Source organism: Armatimonadota bacterium, assembly GCA_016125185.1.
Lineage (GTDB): Bacteria > Armatimonadota > Fimbriimonadia > Fimbriimonadales > Fimbriimonadaceae > Fimbriimonas.
This window is the reverse complement of the sequence record WGMG01000001.1, coordinates 558141-579666: the sequence shown is the minus strand read 5'-3', so window position 1 is coordinate 579666 and position 21526 is coordinate 558141. Positions and strand designations below refer to the sequence as shown.

Sequence of the window (21526 nt, the reverse complement as noted above, 5' to 3'; positions counted from 1 at the left end):
GTGAAACTGCGCTGGGTGTGGGCCGTTCTCGCCGTCCTCTTGGTCGGTGGGCTCTGGTTGCATTTCCGACGTCACCGCCACCCGACCACGCCCCTCAAAACCGCCTATTGGTACTGGCAAACTCCCTACTCGCTCTCCGAGCAGGACGCGGCTGACCTCAAAAAGCTCGACGTCAAGCAGATCTTCGTTCGGGCCGGAACCTTCAGCAGTGACGGCCAAAATATGGTCCTGATCATCCCTCAGTCGTACTCCCAGGGCTCCAATCGCCTGCCTATCCATCTGGTCTTCAACGCCGATGCCGGCGTCATCCACCACTTCGAGGACTACGATCTCAACCGCATCACCAACCAAATTTCGACTCGCATCGCCGCCCAAGTCGAAGCCGCTCGCAAGGTCGGCGACAAGGTCATCGGCGTCCAACTCGACTTCGACATTCCCACCCGACTGTTGCCCAAATACGCTGATCTCGTGCGCGGCATCCGCCAGTCGAACCCTCTCTTCGCTCGCCAAAAAGGCTTCTTCTTCTCCCTTACCGGACTCCTCAGTTGGCTCGGCACCAATGGCGTCGAGCGCCTCTCCAGCGAGGTCGATTTCATGATTCCCCAGGCCTACGAAGGCGAAGTTGGCCTCACTCCCGACAAGGCGCGGCCCCTCTTCGACCCCGACGATCTGCGTCGCCGCCTCCCCAAAGCCGAGCGGCTGAATTGTCCGTATTGGATCGGAATCCCCGCCTATGGCCGCGCCTTCTTGTACGATGAGGCTGGCCACTTGCGAAACTCTTACCGAGGACTCGAAGCTCAGGACGCCCTGCGCCACCCCTCCTTCAAGCTCGTCGAAGCCTACGCGAGCGACCCGACCGGCAAGCCTGCCACCGGACCCTCAAACTGGGTCGGCGAAGAAATCCTCAAGTTCAAAGCCGTCCGCCCCGCCCTCAATGGCGAAGGGCTCGGCTACACCCTCGTCTACAACGTCCCATCGCCCGACGTCACCGCCAAGGCCCTTCAAATCGTCGACGAAGAGCGCGGCGACGGATGCCAAGGCGTGGTCATCTACCGCATGCCCGAGCCTGGCTCGTCATTCACCGTTCCTCTCGATTCGATCGTCAGGACTTTTAACAAACAGGAGGTCGTCCCCAAGCTCAGCGTCAAAGTCTCATCGAGTCAGGACGCCCTCGAAACCGTCGAAAGTAGCCGAAAGGACATTCCCGTGGACGTCTATCTGGAAGCCGAGAACGTCGGAACCGGCTCGTCATTCGTCGCTCCCGACGCCGTCGATATCCGCCTGCAATTCGACAAATCCGGCTTTGGCGACATTCGCCTCCGAGACTTCGACAGCGTCTCGTATGCCTTCGGCCGCGACGAAAAATCCGAAGTGGAAGCCCCTCTGAACCGCGCCAATATTCTGCACATTCGCAAAGGGTTTATGTTCCCCGGACAAAAAATTTACTGCGGACCAATTCGCTTGCTGAATTCCGGTCAAGTCCGTGTTACAATCAGATCGCGTATTCGCTGCCAATCCGGGTTTTCATCCCAGGAAACCCAAACTCCGGAAGCCCTGATCAGGAGCGGAACGGGGGTTCTCTTTGACAACTAGACGGAGCGTTCTTTTCCGACGGATCGGAATTTTAGGCGGCCTCATGATGGCCGGATACTTATCAGCTTGTGTTCTCACCAACCCTTTCTCAGTGCACTTTCGCCACGGAGACTGGGGCGACGACGGACGCGCGATGGACTTTGGGCGAGTTCCACAGGAATACAACGTGCCTGATTGGAACAACGAAGCTGTTCGGGTCGGCACAGCCACTGAGTTGGGCAGCCCCGAAGATCGCCTGACTTACGGTTATGGGCTCGCCGATGTGGCCCAGATACATAAGCCCACCGTCGAGACCTTCAGCGAAATCGGAGTGCCCGAAGGCCTCGATTGGTACGAGGTTTATGGTGATGATGTTAACGACCCTTTGGGACAACACCGTCTCAAGGTCCATGCCGCTCGAAACCTTGAGGTTCGCGGGAAATACCAAGAAGCGGTTAAGGCATACCGGATGCTCAACCCCGCCCTATCCCTGCAATCCTTTGCCAATGACAGACAAGAGCTTCTCGAAGAAGGTGTCAACGCAAAGACGAAGGGATATTCGCAGTATCTGCGCGACCGTTACCTCATCGAGTTCGGCATCGATGAACAACAGAAAGCGGCCATCGATGACCTCAAGAAAATGAAGGCTGATTCGCGAGTTCAGGCGCACATCGACTACGCACTTGCTGACGCTGGCCCCACGGAAACTGCTTATCTAAAGGTTGCTAACGACCACCCGCATAGTCACCGAGCCGAAGCCGCACTGATCATGGCCGCTCGCCATAATCTGGAAGATAGTACGGAGAAGCCAAAGTGGGACCCCGGCACCAAACTCCTTCGATGGTTGACTACCAAGTATCCAAAGAGTCGGTTTCGCGCCGCGGCCGAAGGGTGGCTCGGAGGCTACGCCCTCACGAAAAACGATGTCCTTACTGCCGTCACCCATTACATCTTCCAGGCCCACTCACCCCAAGCGTACGAAGCCGCCAAAGGTGAATACGAACTCTCTCAGATCGCCCTGGTCGGCGGTCGTACCACTAATGCCATCGCTCACTTATTGCTATCGCGGCATTATCAGCGAGACATGTACACGCGAGTGACTGTCAGTCGCCGAGCCGATAACTTGATCAATGGCCTGAAAGCGGATGAAGCGAAAAGGCTCAACCGTCAGGTGGCCTGTGATCCTCTCCTCCTCCAGGCTTACTTGGAGTACCGACTTTCGGACACCAAGATGGACCCCAAGGATGAGCGGCGTCTATTGACGTTCATCACCGACAGCGTCGATCGCCTCAACCGATTCGACAAAACCTTCTACGCCCAACTCGCCGAGCTAACCTACCGCGTCGGACGCTACCAAACGTCGATCCGCTTCGCCCGCCGGGCCAAGGGCGGAGAATCCGACGCCAAGGCCCGATTCATAGAAGGTGGCTCGCTGGACCGCCTGGGACGTCACCAGGAGGCAATTCGAGCCTTCGAAACCTTGGTGAAGATGCCAAATGTTCCGGCCTACTTAGGATCGACGGCTGAAGAAGAACTCGCCTTTCTGCACGAAAAGTATGGCGATCCACTGAGAGCCTATGCTCTCTATCGCGAATTGGGATACGCAAATGACATTGCCTTCTTGGTCGATTCCGAACTCAGTTGCTCCCAGGTGGCCCGCCTGATCCCGCGAGCGACGAGCCACAAGGAACGCTCGATTCTGAAGTACTCGTTGGCCATGCGATACTTCCGGCAGGAACGGTACGAAGACGCCAAGCGCGCCCTCCTCTCCCTCCCGAAAGAGCTTCGACTGTACCGAGGCCTTCCCGGAGCAACCTACCGCGACGTTTACGGTCAGAGGTGGGATGATGACCAAAAGACTCCTTTGGAGGTCATCGATCCGATGGTCGATGTGACCACGATGGAGAAATTCCGAAAACAGGCCGAACGGGCGAGAACCCGAGAGTCGAGAGCAAAAGCTTTGTACGGATTGGTGCAGTATTCCCATAAGCGGCGGAATCTCATGTACTACAGTCCGGGGCTTTGGAAGGGCGGCCGCAGCAGCGCCTACCCCGTGTTCTGGAGTCCCGCCATCAATAAGGGGCGCTTCCAGCAGATCGCGATCAACAGCGCGTTCGACCAGGAATGTGATGCTCAGACGTTAAAGTTCTGCAAGGAGCTGATTCGCCGGTGCCCCCATAGCTCTTACATGCCGAAGGCGCTCTACACCGCTGGCATCTGCGCCGAATCGCTGTCTCGGTTCAACGGCTTTTGGCGGGATAACGAATCACGGCTTTCCAAGGTGGGCGCGCGCTACATGCGCCAGGTAGTCCGCGAATATCCCCACGACCCATTAGCCAAGCCAGCGGCAAAGTATGCCGACGTCTTTGCCGACGAGGAGACGCCCAACTACTAAGGAGATGAAGCGTTTCCGCAAAATCTGGCTATCCGCAGGGGTCGCCCTGGCCCTCAGTGGCGCCGGACTGGTCGCCTGCATTTACCCCAACTATAATTCCGTCCACTTCAACTCGGCCTGGACTTATCAGGACAAAGTCATCGACTTTGGCCGCGTGCCCCAAGAGGTGATGGTCAATAACTGGAGCTTTTCTGCTCGTCGTGGGGTCAATTCGTACTTCGACCAGGTGCCGCCCGTAACGCCAACAGACGACTGGGATGGTTCCATAACGGCCGACTATCCCAAGGCGGAAGACTACTCGCTCGATGACACCGAACGATTCAAAATCATGGCGTTCGAGAACAGTCAAACTCAGTCGACGACCTATGACGATTATCGGCAAAGGGTCCATCACGCCCGCCATCTCGAAGTCCAAGGCAGGTTTCGCGAGGCGGCCGATGTGTTCGCCAAGACGACGAACGCCGTTCGCATCCAGTCGTTCGTCGCCGATCGGAGAGAGCTGATTCGGGAAGGACTGACGGCCAACTCCAAGGGTTATGCCATATACCTACGGGATCGTTACCTGATCGAATACGGTTCCGATCTCCAAAAGGCGGATTGCCTGACTGAGTTGAAAACGCTCGAGGCTGATCCGCGCTTGAAACCGCATATCGAATACGTCCTGGCCTGCGAAAACCTAAAATCGGATCACCAGAACGCCGCGAGAGCCCTCCTCGCGCTAGCCGACAAGTATCCTAATAGCCCTCGCGCCGAAGCCGCCCTCGTGATGGCCGGTCGAAGCTACTTTGATGTCGAGTTTGATCCCGAGGGAAGTCAGATCTCCTTTGCCATCTTTGATCGACTGCTCCAGAGATATCCAAAAACTCGCTTTCGAGACTCGATTGAAGGACTACGCGGTGCCTATTGCCTAGTCGTCAAGCGGAACATTGTGGCGGCCATCGATCACTACGTCACACAGTCTCACTCTTCGATGATCTGGCAAGCCATCCGTGGCGAGCAGAACTTGGCCGAAGTCGCACTGGAATATAACGGGAAGGCCAATTCGATCCTTCATTGGCTCAGAATTCGAAGCATCGCTCCTGACGCTCACACGCGCTACAATGCCTCCCACGAGATTCGAAAAATCCTTTTTGTCGGCATGGATGTGGAGAGCGCCAAAGAGCTTCAGCGTCGCCTGCGCCGCGAGCCCCAACTGCTCGAGTCCTATCTTGATTTCCGCATTGAAGACACGACTCTGACGCCCATGCAAGAACGGAACCTCCTGGATTTTGCCGAAGCGAGCATCGACGAACACGCACGATCGAATCGTGGCATCATCGGACGCATTGGCCAAATGATGTACAACCAAGGCCGCTATAGCCACGCGCTGGCCATGGCTCGCGTCGCCAAAACCGCGCCGGGTGATATTGCGGAGCGAGCAAGGTACCTAGAGGCTTCCTGTCTAGTGCGCCTCGGCCAACCGCACGAGGCGATGGGGTTATTCGACCAACTCTATCGAACCAGCCGAGAGTATTACATCCGCAACAGCGTGGGTGAGTACCTCGCGTTTCTTAACGAGAAATACGGAAGCGCGTTGCGAGCTTACGAACTCTATCGCGACATCGCCTACGACGAGGATCGATACTTCGTGGCCGACTCGGTGATGTCGCCCGAGGAGTTGAAAGTGGAGATTAGTCGCGTCGCCAACCGTGCGGAGCGGGGCGCTCTCCGCTACACGCTGGCGATGCGTTACTTCCGCGTCAACCGCTTCGACAAAGCCAAAGAGGTCCTTGAGGGTCTTCCCAAGGAGTGGCGAATGGCAAAAGGAATCGACATGTCGCAGTCCAAGTCTAATGCCGAATACTTTAAGCGGGACTTGTTGGATGACATCGATCCTCTCGATGATGTCAAAACGATGGCGGCGTTGCATAATCGGTCCCTGCATGGCGCAACGGCCAAAGCCCGCGCGGAAGCCTTGTACGCAATGGCCCAATATGCCAAGAAGCGAAGACTTCTCATGTACTACAGCGCTGGATTGTGGCAAGGCGGGCGCACCGATGCGTACTCCGTTTTTTGGAACACTCTCATAAACAAGGGTCTTTCGCAAGAGAGAGCCATGCGAAGTGCGTTCGAACACGAGTGCGACGCCCATGTGATCGAGTATTGCGAGGAACTCGTGCGTCGGTACCCCAACAGTAAATTGGTACCAAAGGCGCTCTACAGCGCGGGCGTCGCCTACGAAACCTTGAGCCGTTTCAATTCTTTCTGGGAGGATGACAAGGACCGCCTGCTGAAGAAGGGAATTCGTTTGATGACTCGTCTGAACCGCGAATACCCGGATGATGCGTTAGCCAAGGCCGCTCGAAAGTACGCCGCCGTGTGGAAGGCTGGCGATACGCCCGAGTATTAGCTTTGGCCGGGCCGCCCATCACCCCTCCGACTAGCTATACTTCCAAGAGGTTTGATTCGAAGATGAGTGACGCGTTCCACGGGCTTGCCGCCAACCTTTCCGCCAAGGGTATAGACACCGAAGCGGTGATTTCCCAGCTTCGGCAACAGCATATCGAGACCCCGAGTTGGGGCTATGGAAACAGCGGAACCCGCTTCCGCGTCTTTCCCAATCCCGCCGCCGCGCGCGACGTGCACGAAAAGATCGACGATGCCGCCCTCATCCACAAACTCTCCGGAATCGCCCCCAGTGTGGCTCTACACATCCCGTGGGACTTTGTCGACGACTGGTCCGCCCTAGGCCAGTACGCCCAGTCCAAAGGTGTCCAAATTGGGGCCATCAACCCCAACGTCTTCCAGGAAGAGATGTACATGCTGGGAAGCCTGTGCCATCCTTCCGCCGAAGTCCGCGACCGAGCCGTGGAGCACATGCACGAGTGTTGCGACATCATGCGGGCCACCGGTAGCGACCTCCTTTCCGTGTGGCTGGCCGACGGCACCAACTACGCTGGCCAAGACTCGATCCGTCGGCGCAAAGGCTACTTGCTGGAGACTCTCGCCAAAGTTTACAAGAACCTTCCGCAAGACTCCCGCATGTTGTTGGAATACAAGTTCTTCGAGCCCGCGTTTTACCACACCGACATCGCCGATTGGGGAACGTCGTTTGCGCTTTGCCGCCGCCTTGGGCCGCAAGCCCAGGTCCTCGTCGACACTGGCCATCACGCCCCCGGCACCAACATCGCATACATCGTCGCCCAACTCCTCGACGAGGGTTGCCTCGGCGGCTTTCACTTCAATGCGCGCAACTATGCTGACGACGATCTGATCGTGGGGAGCACCAATCCGTTCGAACTGTTCGTCATCTTCACCGAACTCGTCTCGGCCGGATCGCTCGCCAAGGACGTGGCCTACATGATCGACCAGAGCCACAACATCGAGCCCAAGCTAGAAGCCATGCTCCTCAGCGTCCTCAACTGTCAAACCGCCCTCGCCAAAGCCCTGATCGTGGACTATAAGGCGCTCGCCGCCGCCCAAGCGGCCGGCGACGTGCTTGGTGCCCACCGAATCATGGTCGATGCATTCGAAACCGACGTCCGTCCGCTCCTCGCCGAAGTCCGAACCCGAATGGGCGTCCCCGTCGACCCCATCCGCGACCTCCGCGAAAGCGGAATCGAAGCGAAGTTGGCTGAGCAACGAAAGGGCTAAAAAAGTTCTAGCTCAGCCTATGCTGAGTCTAAGAGGCCAGCGCGCGACTTCGGTCCGATTCTAAATCGTTTGACGATGATAACCGTGCCAAGCCCAATGTCAAGCAAGACAAAAAACCCATGGCCGACCAGATAGGAAATAAGGACGGCCATATAACGGGGGTCTGCGTCCCACTGCGGATCGTAGTTGTTTGGGTTTCGACTTAGATACCAAAGGAGGCCGACCGACGCTATCAATCCGACGCAACCCAGGAGTGCGGTTTTGCTCAAGACGGATCGAGCCCGCACAGGTTCGGGCCGCCCAAGGCGAGCAACGATGGCGAGTGCGACTCCACAGCAGAATCCGTATCGCCACCAATCCAGGATTCCCGATAGGATAGCAAGCGAAGTTGGAGAGCTATAGTAGATAACGACTCGTCCTCGCTCCGAAAAGTACTCTGGACACACTCCGATGGACACGAAAGCGAGAAGCGTCCCAAATAGGATAGCGATCAGCGTAACGCCGAAGACGATCTTCAAAAACTCCCGAAGCTCATCCGCCATCAGGAGTATTGTAAGTTGATTTTTCGTCCGGCCTGACATTTACGTGGTCTGGCTGATCTTCCGAGGAACCATTTCCTCAAATGAATGAAGCGAGGTAAATCCCTCAAATCACGACGACCGGTAGGGCTGTAAGCCCGTTTTAACTTAGCCCAGTCCGCAAGGGCTGGGTGTGCACACGAAAACAGGGAAGTCCGAGGAGTCCCGAGGATCGGGACGACCCGGCGATTATTGCCGCCAGAACGTCCACGTCTCAAGTGCCAAAAGTGAGAATATTCGAACCATCAATCTTCACCCGCTTTGCCCTCCAACATGTCCTCCAACGTCTTCGGCCAATCGCTCTTCAACAACCTCGACAGCGACCGATCCGCGAGCAACCGCCCCTCGTTCTGACACGTCGCGCAATAGTTCGTCTCATTCTCGGCGTACACGATATGCTGGATCGGTGAACCGCAGACCGGGCACGGCTTCCGATAACGTCCATGCGTGGCAAAATCGGGTCTAAAAGCGGTCACGTCGCCCGATCGTGGAAACCCTGGATACAGTTCCTGCAGTCGGTCGCGCCAATACGCCAGCGTGTCCCGACAAGCGTGGAACAAACGCTCGATCTCATCTGGTTTCAGGTTCCGCGTAAGCCGGAGTGGCGACAATTTAGCGGCAAACAGAATCTCATCCGAATACGCATTGCCGATGCCATCGAACCACGACGGGTTGGTCAGCGCCCGCTTCAGGGTCCGGTTTTCGGACAACAGCTTCTCCTTGAATTGGTCCAATGTCGCCTCGAACACGTTCAAACCCTCCCGTCGGTGCTCGTCCAACGCCTCTCTCCCGCGAACCAAGTAGATCGACGCTCGCTTCTTCGAACTCGGTTCGATAAGGCTCAACTGGCCGGTGGGAAAGCGAAAGGCTGCCAGCATGATCTTGCCGTTCGCTCGTTTCTCGGGCGGTGGCGGACTCTGCCATTGCAGGCGACCCGCAATCATCAGGTGGATGACAATGAATCGTTCCTGCTGAAGCTCGATCACGATTCGCTTGCCGATTCGAAAGACGTCGGTCACGAGACGGCACTCAAGTTCACTCGGCGGGATTCCGACCGAGCGGAGCACAAACACGTTAAAGAACTGAATCTTCTCCAGCGGTTCGTCGATGATCCGCTCGCGCAGGCGCGTCAAATAGAGCTCGATGTCCGGGTACTCCGGCATAGGAACATCTTATCCGAGCGAATGGAACTATTCGTCGAACGAAAGGAGCTTTTGAGTTTCGACCGGCTGGTCGGTCGGCTTGGGCAACGAGGCCAAGTCGCGGTGCTCCTGCATTGGGTAGACCCATCGTCGAACCTTGCGGTCGGCGCTGATCTCCCACCACACGAGCGTTCGGCCCAGGCCAATACCCGTCATGGTGCCGACGTAGACCCCATCGTTTCCTCGGCGGATCGTCCAACCGTTGTTGGTCTGCCGCGGCGTAAAGCAGTCGCGAACCATGTTGGCAGGCAACGTGTAGACCTTGCCCAAGGTCGAAACCGTGATGGTGCCAATGCGAGTGTCGGGCGCTTCGCCATCCACCCCGATCGCTGATCGGTTGTCGGCTCCATCGCTGGTGTCGCTTGAGGTCGCGCCGGTCCATCGGTCCCAGGCACTCACCTTCACGATAGAAACGCGAACGGCGACGTTTTGGCTTCGCAGGTCCACTCGGGCCGCCGACGACTCGTGCTTCAGCCCCAAACATATGAATGGAACCACGAGCGCTGTACCCAGAAGAACGAACCCTATCTTCACAAAGACCTACTTATACATAGTGTATCGCGTTCATGGCTTTTCTTGCTTGACTGGAATTCAAGAAAATTGATGATATATCGGTAGATCAAACGTTAAGGTTTGTGTTACAATGCCCGTAAAATTGCCCGTTTGAGGTTCGATGATGAGTCTCCTTCTCTGTTCGCTAGCACCGTTGCTGTTCGCCTCGCCAACCCAGGCCAAGGTACCCAAACTCCCACCGCTTCACGTCAAGGGGAATCAAATTCTCAATGACAAAGGAAAACCCGTCATTTTACGAGGGGTCAACTGCGCCAGTCTTGAATGGTCTTCGGACGGCGAGGGCCACATCCTCGACACCGTCAAAGTTGCGGTCAATGATTGGAAGGTCAATCACATCCGGCTGCCGCTCTCCCAGGACCGCTGGTTCGGGAAAGCGCCCGAGCAAAAGGACGACGGCGTCGCTTATCGCGCCCTCGTCAAACAGGTGGTCGATTGGTGTTCATCGAACAGTTGCTACGTCATGCTCGACATGCACTGGAACAACGCAGGTGAGTGGGGAAAGAACATCGGCCAGCATCAAATGCCCGATATGTACACGCTGGATTTTTGGAAAGACTGTGCCAAAACGTACCGAAATAACCCGGCCGTCTTCTTCGATCTCTACAACGAACCGCACGATGTCAGTTGGGAGATTTGGCGCAACGGAGGCACGGTCGAAGAAACAAAGGGACCAGGCGCGCGGCAGGGACAATTTAAGCCTGTGACGTATCAGACACCGGGCATGCAGGGGTTATTGGACGCAGTCCGGTCGGTGGGCGCTCGCAATCTCGTTATCGCGGGCGGCCTCGACTGGGCCTATGATCTTTCAGGTTTCCTCAAGGGATTCCAACTAAAGGACAGCAAAGGCGGTCAGGGCGTGGTTTACGCCTGCCACGACTATCCCATCAAAGGCGATTCCATCGAGAAGTACTTGGAGAAACTAGACGCCGCCCTCCCCACCATTCCTATCATCATGAGCGAGTTTGGATCGGAGAATCGCGGCGACAAGGTCAACGACCCGAACCCGTGGGTTGAAAGGATGCTCAAGGAGTGGGATACCCGCAAGTGCAACTGGACGGCCTGGGATCTTCATCCCGCCGCCGGCCCGTGCCTACTTCAGCGTGGGTGGGAGTACAAGCCTTCGCCGTCGTTCGGAGCGTTGGTCAAGGCAAATCTGGCGAGCCGCCCGGGTCTATAATCCCCTAGGATGAGCGGCTATTCGCGGCGTGACTTTCTGTCGATGTCGGGCGGAGCCCTGCTCGCGACGAAGCTCGGACCGAGCATCGAGACCGACGAGGAGTTTCTTCGTAATCTGGTCTTAACAACTCTCGAAGGTTCCCGAGTCCCTCCAGGATCGCACGGTCCAAAAGGGTGGCCGATCGAGAACACGTGCGGCTTTGCGTTGGTTACGCCTGGACGCCTCGGCTATCCGGCATTTTGGATTCGCGACTTCTCGATGGCGGCAGACTCCGGGCTGATGCCAACGCAGGAGATCGAAGATCATCTCTTGCTTATTGCTCGTTGCCAAAACGGGGCGAATCGCCGCTACCTGAAGAGCGGTGCGGTTTTGCCTCCCTACTGCATTCCTGACCACATCAACTTCGACGGCAAGCCGGTCTACTACCCCGGAACTTACTCGTCCGGCGAGGACCAGGGAGGTGAGCCCTTCGGAACGTATCCGCCGGTGGATGACCATTACGAGTTTGTTCACATTGCCTGGCTTTTGGCGAAACAGAAGAAGGATCGGAACTTCCTCCAACGATTCATCGGCAACTACTCGCTTCGCTCGCGTTTGGAACTCGCCTTCTTCAGCCCTGCCTACGATCCAAAATCGGAGTTGGTCGTCACTCGCGAGGCGCTTCGGGCCGTTGGGTTCGGCTTCTGCGATTCAGTCACGCTCTCGGGAATGTTGCTCTATCCATCGCTCCTGCGATTTCGGGCGGCGACCGAACTGTCGGAGCTCACTGGTGACGCCAAGTACGCGACCGTCGTTACAAAGCTTCTAGCTTCCATTCGAGATGTGTTCCTAAAGTCTGATGGGTGGTTGTACGCGTCAACTGGCGTCGGCTCGGGCCAGCCGGATGTTTGGGGCACCTTGTTGGCCCTAAACCTGGGCGCGGTCAGTGATCAGGCTGTCTTCGAGCGAGTAGCCGACAGTTATGTCCGAGGCACCATCACCATCGATTCGGCCGTGCGACACGTTCCGACCGATCACGACTTTTCCGAAAAGTCGGCATGGGAAAAGGCTCTGACTCCGAAAGGCATCTACCAGAACGGAGCCTACTGGCACACTCCTGCCGGCTGGCTGATTGCGGCGCTGGCTCGGGTTGACCTGAAGCTAGCGAAACGAGCATTCAAGGACTATATCGCTCACTTGCGAAAAGGCGGCGATCGCCCTTGGGAATGCTTCAATCCCACCTTGAACCACTACCAAAACGGCGGCTATCTGGCCTCGGTGGCCCTACCTTATTCGGTCTTGCAAGGTTTTACCTATGAATAGCCTTGCGACAAAAATCGAGCAACTGATCGACCAAACGGGAGCCGAATGTGTCGGCGTGGCAACGGTGGATTTGGAAACCGGACAAGAACTCTTCCTGAACGCAGATGTGCCCTTCCACCCCGCCAGCACCATGAAGGTTTGCTTGATGATGGAACTCTTCCGTCAGGCGCATGAAGGTCGATTTTCGCTGGGCCGAGAGATCGTTGTTCGGAACTCCTTCGTTAGCATCGCCGACGGCTCCTTCTTTTCGGTGAGTCGAGAGGACGATGCCGAACAAAGCCTTTACGATCGGATGGGCCAGCGCGTCTCCTTGCGAGAATTGAACCGCCTGATGATCGTTCGGAGTAGCAATCTGGCCACAAATCTCCTCATCGAACTGGTCTCAGCATCTTCGGTTACAGAGACGATGAAAAAGTTGGGGGCCGGTGACCTTCTGGTTCTTCGGGGACCGGAGGATAATCGGGCCCATGCGGCTGGCCTCAACAACGTGGCAACGGCCCGAGGCATGACCCAGATTCTTCGTTGCTTGGCGGAAGGTCAATTCATTTCGCCCGAAGCCTCTCGCGGGATGATTGATGTGCTGTTAGGGCAGGAATTCAATACCGGTCTTCCCGCGCTTCTACCGAAAAACGTTCGCGTTGCCCACAAAACGGGTTGGATCGACCGCCACTTTCATGATTTCGGCATTCTTTTGTCGGATGGTCGTCGTCCGCTTATTCTGTCCGTGATGACGCGGGGAATTGAGCGTGAGGAGAATGGGTTTGGGCTGATCGCCCGAATATCTGCGGCAATCTGGGAATCAGTTGTTGGTTAGCTAGTCCGGGTCAAACGTTGGAAGCGAAGGTGATTCTCAGACCAAAGAACTTCGTCGCCAGGTTCGAACGTGGAGCAATCGAACGAGTTACGGACGATGGCGCGGGCATCGGCAAGGCAGGGGATTTCGCCGATAGCAATTTTTTGCATCAGCAGGTTGCCGATCGCGGTGGCCTCAACGGGACCGGCGATGACGGGACGATTGGTGGCGTTGGCGGTGAGTTGGTTGAGCAGGGTGTTCTGCGAGCCGCCACCGAAGATATGGATTGCTTCGAGCTTTCGTTGAAGCAGGTTTTCAAGTTGGTCGATCAGCACTTGATACTTGAGCGCAAGGCTTTCGAGGATTAGGCGGGTCATCTCGCCTCGGGTGGCTGGGGTTTGTTGATTGGTTTCGCGGAGGAAGTCGAGGACTCGGGTTGGCATGTCGCCGGGAGGGAGGAAGCGTTTGTCGTCAGGATCGATCCACGAGCCGACCGAGTTGGCCGATTGGGCTTCGGCCATGAGCTGGGCGTAGCCGGCGTTGTCCCATTGGCGGCGGCATTCCTGGAGGATCCAGAGACCCATCACGTTTTTGCAGAACCGGACGGTGCCGCAGACACCGCCCTCGTTGGTGTAGTTGAGGCGGTAGGTTTCGTCGCTGATGATTGGTTCTTGGGACTCGATGCCCAGGATCGACCAGGTTCCAGAGCTGATCCAGGCGACGTTTGGCGAGGCGCTGGGGATGGCGACGACGGCGGACCCGGTGTCGTGACACGCGGGGGCAATCAGTTGGGCGGAGCTGGATTGGAGAGGGCCCAAGTTGGTGCCGGGCTCGACGATTTTTGGCACAATTTGGCACGGAATTTCGAGGGCATCGAGAAGTTTTTTTGACCAATTTTTCGTGCGGGCATTGAGGAGTTGGGTAGTGGTGGCGTTGGTGTATTCGCCGACAATCTGCCTTTCGCGGGAGAGTTGGTGGAGGATGTAGTCAGGAATAGTGAGAAGGCTTTGAGTTTGGCTGAATGTATTTTTTGGTACTGAAAATAGCTGAAATATGGTGTTAAAAGGTAGGAATTGGATTCCGGTTTCAGCGTAAATTTCGGAGAGAGGGATGATTTTGTCAACCTCGTCCATTTTGCCGTCGGTTCGTTGGTCGCGGTAGTGGTAGGGTTGTTCGACCAGGTTTTGGTTTTTGTCCAGCAGGACGTAATCGACGCCCCAGGTGTCAACGCCGACCGATCGGAATGATCCGGAATAGGCGTCGATGCCTTGGCGGACGCTGGCGATGAGCTCCTGGATATTCCAGCGAAGCGAGCCGTCCAAGTTGATCGGCGTGTTGGGGAAGCGCGCGATTTCGTGGATGGTGAGTTTGTCGTTGGCGAGGGCGCCGGCGACGACCCGCCCGCTTTCGGCTCCAATGTCGACGGCGAGTGAAGTTGTCATGTCGTCACCATTTGGTCACGTTTTGGCGGCGATAGTCGCCGGGTCGTCCCCATTTTCGGGACTCCTTGGACTTTGTCGGTTACGAACCCCAACCCAGGCCTCCGTTCCTGCGGAACTACGACCTGGGCTAAGTTAATACGGGCCTTCAGCCCTGCGTTGGTCAATGGCTGGAAGGTGGTAGGCGCGGGTGCAAGGGGCGTGAAGGTTTTGAGTCCCTCTGATGCGATGGACGATTCGTAACTTTGGTCCTGCGGTCGTAACGACCGGGACCTGCGGGCTCGGACTTCTTCGGTTTCGGGGGCTATCCAGGGGTCTTCGACACCCTGGCTACCATCTGTGATCCCTCCGGGATTGGGTTGGTGGAATCCGGCGATTTGGTAATGGGAATAGGATGGTTGGATTTGGGTTCCCGCAAGTCTGTTCGCTAAAATTTCGGCAAGATTGTCTTTGACCTTCATGGCATGAATTGGACTACTCAAAGACGTAGACCAAAAGTTCTCCGGGGCCGTGGACGCCTCGGACCAAGATGCCTTCGATGTCGGCGGTGCGGCTGGGGCCAGTGATGAGGGCGGATGAGCGAGACGAGATGAGCGGAATCGCATCGGACAGTTTGGCCACGATAGACTTCTTGTTGACAAGCATGACATTGACGGGAGGGACGAGGCTCGACAAGCGGAGCTTTCGGGGTCCGGCGGAGACGGCTAGGCTTCCGGTTTCGGCGATGGCGAAGTCAGCGACGGAAATTCCCACGGCAACGTCCCAGGTGGCGGGATTATTGTCGATTTTGATGCCGAGTGAATCGAGGATCAGAGTTGCGGCTTCTTCGACCAATGTTCGTTGTTGACCGAATTGCGCGAGTTCGTCCCGGTCGATGATGCGTCCGCCGAGGGCGTTCAGTTGGGCTTCGAAGGCGGCCCAAAAGTCCTCACCTACGAAGGCCGACTCCACCTCGATTTGTGGCTTGGGAGTCCCGGCGGCGGGAAGACGGTCGAGGATACGATCACGACTCCCGGCCATGCCACCACCTCCGGAAAGATTCTTCGTTGGGCTCGGGCAGGTCTCGGCTGGAAGTCCACTGACTCTTGAGCGGATGGGGCGCATGCGAGGCCATCGGGAGCATGGTGAGTCCGGCTCGCCACAAGAAGGAGCTCCGAGTGCCGATCGAGTAGAGCGACCAGGGCACCGCGTCTTTGACAACCTTCTTCCTCACGGATTCATCGCGAAGCTGGAGCAACATGCGGGGAATGGGAATCCGTACCGGGCAGACTTCTTCGCACGCGCCACAGAGCGACGAGGCTTTGGCGAGGTCTCCATAGGCTTCGACGCCTTCGAGTCCCGGCGCAAGGACGGCGCCAAGCGGGCCGCTATAGACATGCTTGTAGCCGTGGCCGCCTACGCGGCGATAGACGGGGCAGACGTTGAGGCATGCGCCGCACCGAATACAGCGAAGGATGTCTCGGTAGGGGCCAGCCATGATCTTGCTCCGGCCGTTGTCGAGGATGACGACATGGACGGATTGGGGGCCGTCGGCCTCGTCTTCTTTGCGGGGACCCGAGATGAAATGGGTGTAAGTGGTGATGCGCTGGCCAGTAGCAGATCCGGCAAGGAGGGGGAGGAATACGGCGAGATCGGCCTCGATCGGGAGAAGTTTTTCGAGCCCCATTACCGCGATGTGGGTATCGGTAGCGGTGGTCGAAAGTCGGCTGTTACCTTCGTTTTCGACAAGAACGAGTCGTCCGGTTTCGGCGATGCCGAAGTTGACTCCGCTGATGCCGATGGGGGCTTCGCGGAATTTGGAACGGAGGTATTGACGGGCTTGGCCAGCTAGCTCCTCGGGAACGGTGGTTTCGGGGCCGAGGTGTTCGCGAACGAAGCTTTTGGAAATCTCGTTGCGGTTCTTGTGGATGATCGGGGTGACGATGTGGGTAGGCACGTCGTCGTCGATTTGGACGACGAATTCGCCGAGATCGGTTTCGATGGGGTGATAGCCTGCGTCTTCGAGGGCGTGATTGAGGTGGATTTCCTCGGTGGCCATCGATTTGGCTTTGACGATGGGGCATCCAGCGGGGGCCGCGGATTTGCAGATGTCGAGGACGATTTGGCGGGCCTCGGCGGCGTCTTCGGCCCAGTGGACCTGGACGCCGTTTTGGATACATTTTTCCTCAAATTCGCGAAGAAGGGCTCCCAAATTGTCCAAGACGTAGGATTTTGTGGCGGCGGCGTAGTCTTGGGCCCGGCCGGGGTCGCGGAAGAGTCCGGCGAGGGCGGTTGTTCGCGAGGCGGTTTTCGCGGCGGAGGCGTTTTGGACGTTGCGAGCCGTGGTTTGGGGGATGTTTTCGGCGTATTGGTCGACGCGCGTGCTCATTTGGGGCCTCCGTTGGTGGCGTTTTCTTGCGGTCGTAACGACCGGGCCCTAAGGGCTTGGACTTTTTCGGTATCGGGGGCTATCCAGGGGTCTTCGACACCCTGGCTACCATCTGCGATCCCTCTGGGATCGGGATTGGCGGCGTCGTCATTTGGTTGGAGAGGCGGCGATAATCGCCGGGTCGCCCCGATTCCGCTTCGCTCCATTTCCCTCGCAAGCTCGGCGGGGTCTTCGACTTCGCTCCTTGGACTTCTTCTGGCCATGGTGCCTACCCAGCCCTCCGAGCCGATTCTCGGCTCTCCAGACTGGGCTAAGTTAGAACGGGCCTTCAGCCCTGCGTTGGTCGAAAGTTGGAAGGTGGTAGGTGTAGGCGATAGGGGGGCGTAGGTGTTAGGTCGATCAGATAATCCGTACCGTTGATCTTGCGGTCGTAACGACCGGGCCCTTCGGGCTTGGACCTTTTCGGTATCGGGGGCTATCCAGGGGTCTTCGACACCCTGGCTACCATCTGCGATCCCTCCGGGATCGGGTTGGCAGAATCCAGAAGTTTGATCTTTAGAGCTCAACCGGTCATTGGCATTCGAAAGAGCCACAAATTTGGAAGTACAGCAAAGAGGCTCCCCATTGTAGTGAGGGTTTAGCATGGAATTGTCTCCGCTAAAATCTCTGAATAGTGGCGGATGGAGATGGGGTTGTCGGCGCGTTTGAGCATTCCGCCGAGGTGCATCAGGCATCCCATATCGCCGCTTACGATTTCGTCGGGTTTAGCGGCAAGAAGCGTGTCGATCTTCGCCTGTCCGATCTGGGTTGAGAGGTGAGGTTCACCGACGCAAAAGGCTCCGCCGAAGCCACAGCACTGCTCCGCGTTATCGATGGGGACGAGTTCGACGCCGGGGATGGAGGCAATGAGCTTTTCGGCTTGGCTCGTGAGTCCGATGGCGCGGCCGTGACACGCTCGATGGAAGGCGATCCGTTTCTTGTACGGAATGGTGGTTTTCCATTCCATTATTCCTTTCTCCTTGGTAAGAAACTCGGACAATTCAAAGGCCATCGGCGGACCCTCGTCGGAAAAGAGGAGGTGATACCCTTCGCGGACCATGGCGGCGCATGAGGCGCTGGGAGTAACGACGACTTGGCCGTCGCGGAAGAGGATGCTTTGGCAATGCCGGGCGATTTCGCGGGCATGCTTCCAGTCACCCGCGTTGAAGGGTGGCTGTCCACAGCAGGACTGCCGCTCGTCGAAATGAACCTTACAGCCGACGTGCTCCAGGACCTTGACGGTGGCGATGCCCACGCCGCCGTAGAAGGCGTCGCAGAGGCAGGTCAGCATCAAGTGGACGTCGTCGCCTACCGTAGGAAGCCCTCCTTGTTGCCGCCGTCGACGGTGATGACGCACCCGGTGGTGCGGCTACTGCGAGCGTCGCTTCCGAGCCAGCAGATGGCTTCGGCGCAATCGTCGGGGGTGACGACGGTGCCCAAGAGGGACCGCTTGGCGTAGTGCTCGACCAGTTCTTCAGGCTTAATGCCGAGGGCTTTGGCGGTCTGCTCCTTCCACTCGGCGGACCAGATAGCGGAGTCGGTGACCACGCCGTCGGGGTTGATCGCGTTGCACCGGATTCCGTGCTTAGCGAAGTCGGACGCGGTGACGCGCATGAGGTGTAGTTCGAAGGCTTTTGCGGCGGAGTAAAGCGCGGCGTTGTTACCCGCAGCCACGCCATTTTTGGAGCCAACGACGACGCACGACCCGCCGGTTTTTTGCAGGAGCATGATCTTGATCGCCTCGCCGAGGGTGTCGAAATAACCCTTCATGAGGAGACTGCTGAGGAGTTCGTAGTCGGCAGGCGATGTGTCGGCGACCGAGCCTCGGCGGGCATTACCTGCGTTGGCGACGACGACATCGAGGCCGCCGTAGGTCGCGACGACTTTGGCGCAGGCATCGCGGATAGAATCAGCGCTAGTGACATCACATCGGATTCCGATGATGACGTTTTTGGACGTTGCCAAGGCTTGTAGCTCGGCGGCGGTTTTGGCGAGGCCGTCTTCGTTGATGTCGAGGATGGCGACGTGAGCGCCCAGGCCGATCATCTTGCGGGCGGTGGCTTTGCCGATGCCCGACGCGCCACCCGTGACGACGGCGATTTGGCCCGACATTTCCTTTTCGGGCGGCATGCGCTTGAGCTTGGCTTCTTCTAGCTGCCAGTATTCGATGTTGAAGGCCTCCTGCTCGGGGAGGGCGACGTACTTGCTGACCCGCTCGGCACCGCGCATGACGGCGATGGCGTTTTTGTAAAACGCGCCGGTGACACTCGCCTCTTGGGCGTTTTTGCCAAAGCTGACCATGCCGAGGCCGGGAAGGAGGACGATGCTGGGATTCGGGTTGCGCATCGCGGGTGAGTCGTCGAGACGGCACCGATTGTAGTAGGCCTCGTAGTCGGCGCGGAAGGCGGCGAAGGCGGCTTCGATCTCGGCTTCATCCAGTGTGGGAGTGAGCACGAGAGGGCGGATTTTGGTACGAAGAAAGTGGTCGGGACACGAGGTTCCGAGTTGGGCTAGGCGCGCCATTTCGGAGCCGGAAAGGTATTCGAGGACCTCGGGTGACTGATCGACGGAGGCGATGAGCTTCTTGCCATTGAATGCGACCTTTCCGCGGAGAATCGGAAGCAGGTCGGAGAGTTGGACGTCAGTGGTCGGAGAGCCAAGCTGGCCGAAGGGCGTCGCGTTCTTGGTGTTTTTCTCGATGAACTCGGTGGCCTGGTTGATGAATTTGAGGGTGAGTTCGTAGCACTCCTGCCACGTGTCGGCCCAGCAGATGAAGCCGTGGGACTGCATCATCGCGCCTTTGATGCCGGGGTTGGAGGCGATGACGTCGCGCAGCATGAGACCGAGGTCGAAGCCCGGGCGCTTCCACGGCAGGAAGCCCATTTCGCCTCCGAAGGCTTGCTTCGTCAGATCCTCGCAGTTCTCGGATGCGGCGATCGCGATGACCGAATCGGAGTGCATGTGGGATACGGCGGCGTAGGGCACGAACGCATGGAGCGGTGTATCGATGGACGGGGCCGAGGGGTTGAGGTCGAAAATGCAGTGGCGGTAGAGGCCGACGACATCGTCCTCGTGGAGTCCGCGATCCTTCACGATCTGTTCGAGCCGCAGGACGGACGACTGGTAGAGCGAGGCGAAGTTGCCGCGCTTAGCCGAACCGAGGTCACCGCCGGAGCCTTTGACCCATAGAACCTCGACCGGTTCACCCGTCAGCGGGTCGGTTGCGGTCACCTTGGACGAGGTGTTGCCGCCCCCAAAGTTGGTGATTCGGGGGTCGGAACCTAGCAGGTTGGACGCATAGACCAGGAGGTCGAGCGGGTCGGTGGGAGCCGCGGAGGCATCCCAAAGGCTGGCGATGATCGAGTTCGGATTTGGCATCAGTAGTCGTATTTGTCGATGTTGGATTTGTCGAAGGTGAGAAGGTCACCGGCGAAAACGACACCCTTGTCGTCGAGCTTGAGTTTGTCGCCCTTGGGTCCGGTTACTTCCGCGCCGAACTTGAGTTCGATCTTCTTTTCTTTGGCGGCGGTACCGAGGTAGCCAGCAAGGTAGCCCATGTCCTTGGGTTGCCAAAGCTGGAAGGCGGTGATGGTCCCATTTTGGACAAATTTCTTTAGCTGATTTGGCGTACTAAGGCCCGTTAGGTAAATGCCACCGTTAACAGCCTTGGCCCCGCCCGGATACATGCCCGAGTTTTCGAGGACTTGGGCGGCGGCGGCGAAGCCGACCGAGGTGGGAGAGACGACGCCTTTGAGGTTCGGGTACTTGGTGAGCAGACCTTCCATTTCGGTGGATGACTTTTGGGCTTCGTCGTTGCCGTAAACGGTGTCAACGAGCTTCATCTTGGCGTACTTGGGATCCTCGAGGGTCTTCTTCATGATGGCGATCCAGGCGTTCTGGTTCGGGGCATCGGTGGTGGCGCTGAGGATGGCGAAATCGCCTTGGTAGTTCATCTCCTTGCCGAGGAGTTCGACCTGACCTTGACCAATCTTTTCGGGAGAAGTGGGGAGAATGCCGACGTCGCGGTGGGACTCATTGCCGGTCAGGTCGGCGTCGACGGTGACTACGACAATGCCTTTCGCGCGGGCATCGTCGAGGGCTTCGTTGAGAGCATCTGGGCTGTTGGCAGAGAGCACGATGACGTCAACGTGGCGCTGAATCTGGTCTTTGATAATGGTTAGCTGGGAAGTTGCGTCGGCGGTCGCGGGGCCCTGCTGTTGATAGTCAAAGCCGAATTCTTTTGCGGCGTCTTGGAGACCGGCATCAACCTGCTTGAAGTAGGGGTTGGCGGCATCCTTGGGAATAAAGACCACTTTCAACTTCGATCCTCCACCACCGCTGGTGCTGGTTGAGGCAGACGAAGACTCGGTCGAGGAGCCACCGTTACAGCCGGCGACGAAGAGGGCGGCCAAAACCGAGGCGGCTAGGATGAAATTGGGAGCAATACGGATCATC

General features: G+C 57.6%; 16 protein-coding genes. 7 read left to right on the top strand and 9 right to left on the bottom strand.

Going from position 1 to position 21526, the window contains the following annotated elements:
• The 4 genes from GC165_02585 (at position 1) to rhaI (ending at position 7600) form a co-directional block, all read left to right on the top strand.
• Complete coding sequence (locus tag GC165_02585; protein MBI1331746.1) at positions 1-1593, top strand: DUF3142 domain-containing protein; 1593 nt, start codon at positions 1-3, stop codon at positions 1591-1593.
• Between the two features lie 91 nt (positions 1594-1684).
• A complete protein-coding gene (locus GC165_02580; protein ID MBI1331745.1) occupies positions 1685-3967 on the top strand; it encodes a hypothetical protein in 2283 nt (760 codons plus the stop codon).
• 4 nt (positions 3968-3971) lie between these two features.
• Positions 3972-6356: a hypothetical protein gene (locus GC165_02575; GenBank protein ID MBI1331744.1), complete on the top strand. Its 2385-nt coding sequence runs from the start codon at positions 3972-3974 to the stop codon at positions 6354-6356.
• Between the two features lie 110 nt (positions 6357-6466).
• On the top strand, positions 6467-7600 hold the full coding sequence (gene rhaI / locus GC165_02570) for an L-rhamnose isomerase (protein ID MBI1331743.1): 1134 nt from the start codon (positions 6467-6469) through the stop codon (positions 7598-7600).
• A gap of 17 nt (positions 7601-7617) precedes the next feature.
• Here the strand turns inward: rhaI and GC165_02565 are convergent, their stop codons facing one another.
• The 3 genes from GC165_02565 to GC165_02555 form a co-directional block, all read right to left on the bottom strand.
• Complete coding sequence (locus GC165_02565; GenBank protein ID MBI1331742.1) at positions 7618-8142, bottom strand: hypothetical protein; 525 nt, start codon at positions 8140-8142, stop codon at positions 7618-7620.
• Positions 8143-8423: 281 nt separating this feature from the next.
• Entirely contained in the window at positions 8424-9341 is a 918-nt protein-coding gene (locus tag GC165_02560) for a formamidopyrimidine-DNA glycosylase (GenBank protein ID MBI1331741.1), read from the bottom strand.
• 27 nt (positions 9342-9368) lie between these two features.
• Positions 9369-9878, bottom strand: coding sequence for a hypothetical protein (locus GC165_02555; GenBank protein MBI1331740.1), 510 nt, complete (start codon positions 9876-9878; stop codon positions 9369-9371).
• Positions 9879-10053: 175 nt separating this feature from the next.
• On the opposite strand from GC165_02555, the gene GC165_02550 reads away from it, so the two are divergent.
• Genes GC165_02550 through GC165_02540 form a run of 3 tightly spaced genes read left to right on the top strand, consistent with a single transcriptional unit; the run spans position 10054 to position 13246 of the window.
• Positions 10054-11130, top strand: a complete 1077-nt coding sequence (locus GC165_02550) for a cellulase family glycosylhydrolase (protein MBI1331739.1) — start codon at positions 10054-10056, stop codon at positions 11128-11130.
• A 9-nt stretch (positions 11131-11139) separates the two neighbouring features.
• Positions 11140-12432, top strand: a complete 1293-nt coding sequence (locus tag GC165_02545; protein ID MBI1331738.1) for a hypothetical protein — start codon at positions 11140-11142, stop codon at positions 12430-12432.
• Positions 12425-13246 carry a serine hydrolase gene (locus tag GC165_02540; protein MBI1331737.1) on the top strand — a complete coding sequence of 274 codons (822 nt, stop codon included), beginning with the start codon at positions 12425-12427 and terminating at the stop codon, positions 13244-13246. Before GC165_02545 ends, GC165_02540 begins: the two co-directional genes overlap by 8 nt.
• Here GC165_02540 and GC165_02535 read toward each other — a convergent pair.
• The 6 genes from GC165_02535 to GC165_02510 form a co-directional block, all read right to left on the bottom strand.
• The gene (locus GC165_02535) at positions 13243-14667 is read right to left on the bottom strand and encodes a rhamnulokinase (GenBank protein MBI1331736.1); all 1425 of its coding nucleotides are present in this window, start codon (positions 14665-14667) and stop codon (positions 13243-13245) included. The two genes, GC165_02540 and GC165_02535, sit on opposite strands and share 4 nt — an antisense overlap.
• Positions 14668-15138: 471 nt before the next feature.
• Positions 15139-15768, bottom strand: coding sequence for a hypothetical protein (locus tag GC165_02530; protein MBI1331735.1), 630 nt, complete (start codon positions 15766-15768; stop codon positions 15139-15141).
• Positions 15668-17032, bottom strand: a complete 1365-nt coding sequence (locus GC165_02525) for an iron-sulfur cluster-binding protein (GenBank protein MBI1331734.1) — start codon at positions 17030-17032, stop codon at positions 15668-15670. Before GC165_02525 ends, GC165_02530 begins: the two co-directional genes overlap by 101 nt.
• 637 nt (positions 17033-17669) lie before the next feature.
• On the bottom strand, positions 17670-18365 hold the full coding sequence (locus tag GC165_02520) for a (Fe-S)-binding protein (GenBank protein MBI1331733.1): 696 nt from the start codon (positions 18363-18365) through the stop codon (positions 17670-17672).
• Between the two features lie 14 nt (positions 18366-18379).
• The gene (locus tag GC165_02515; protein MBI1331732.1) at positions 18380-20449 is read right to left on the bottom strand and encodes a bifunctional rhamnulose-1-phosphate aldolase/short-chain dehydrogenase; all 2070 of its coding nucleotides are present in this window, start codon (positions 20447-20449) and stop codon (positions 18380-18382) included.
• Positions 20449-21525: a substrate-binding domain-containing protein gene (locus GC165_02510; protein MBI1331731.1), complete on the bottom strand. Its 1077-nt coding sequence runs from the start codon at positions 21523-21525 to the stop codon at positions 20449-20451. The genes GC165_02515 and GC165_02510 overlap by 1 nt, the downstream gene beginning before the upstream one ends.
• Position 21526 lies beyond the last annotated feature (1 nt).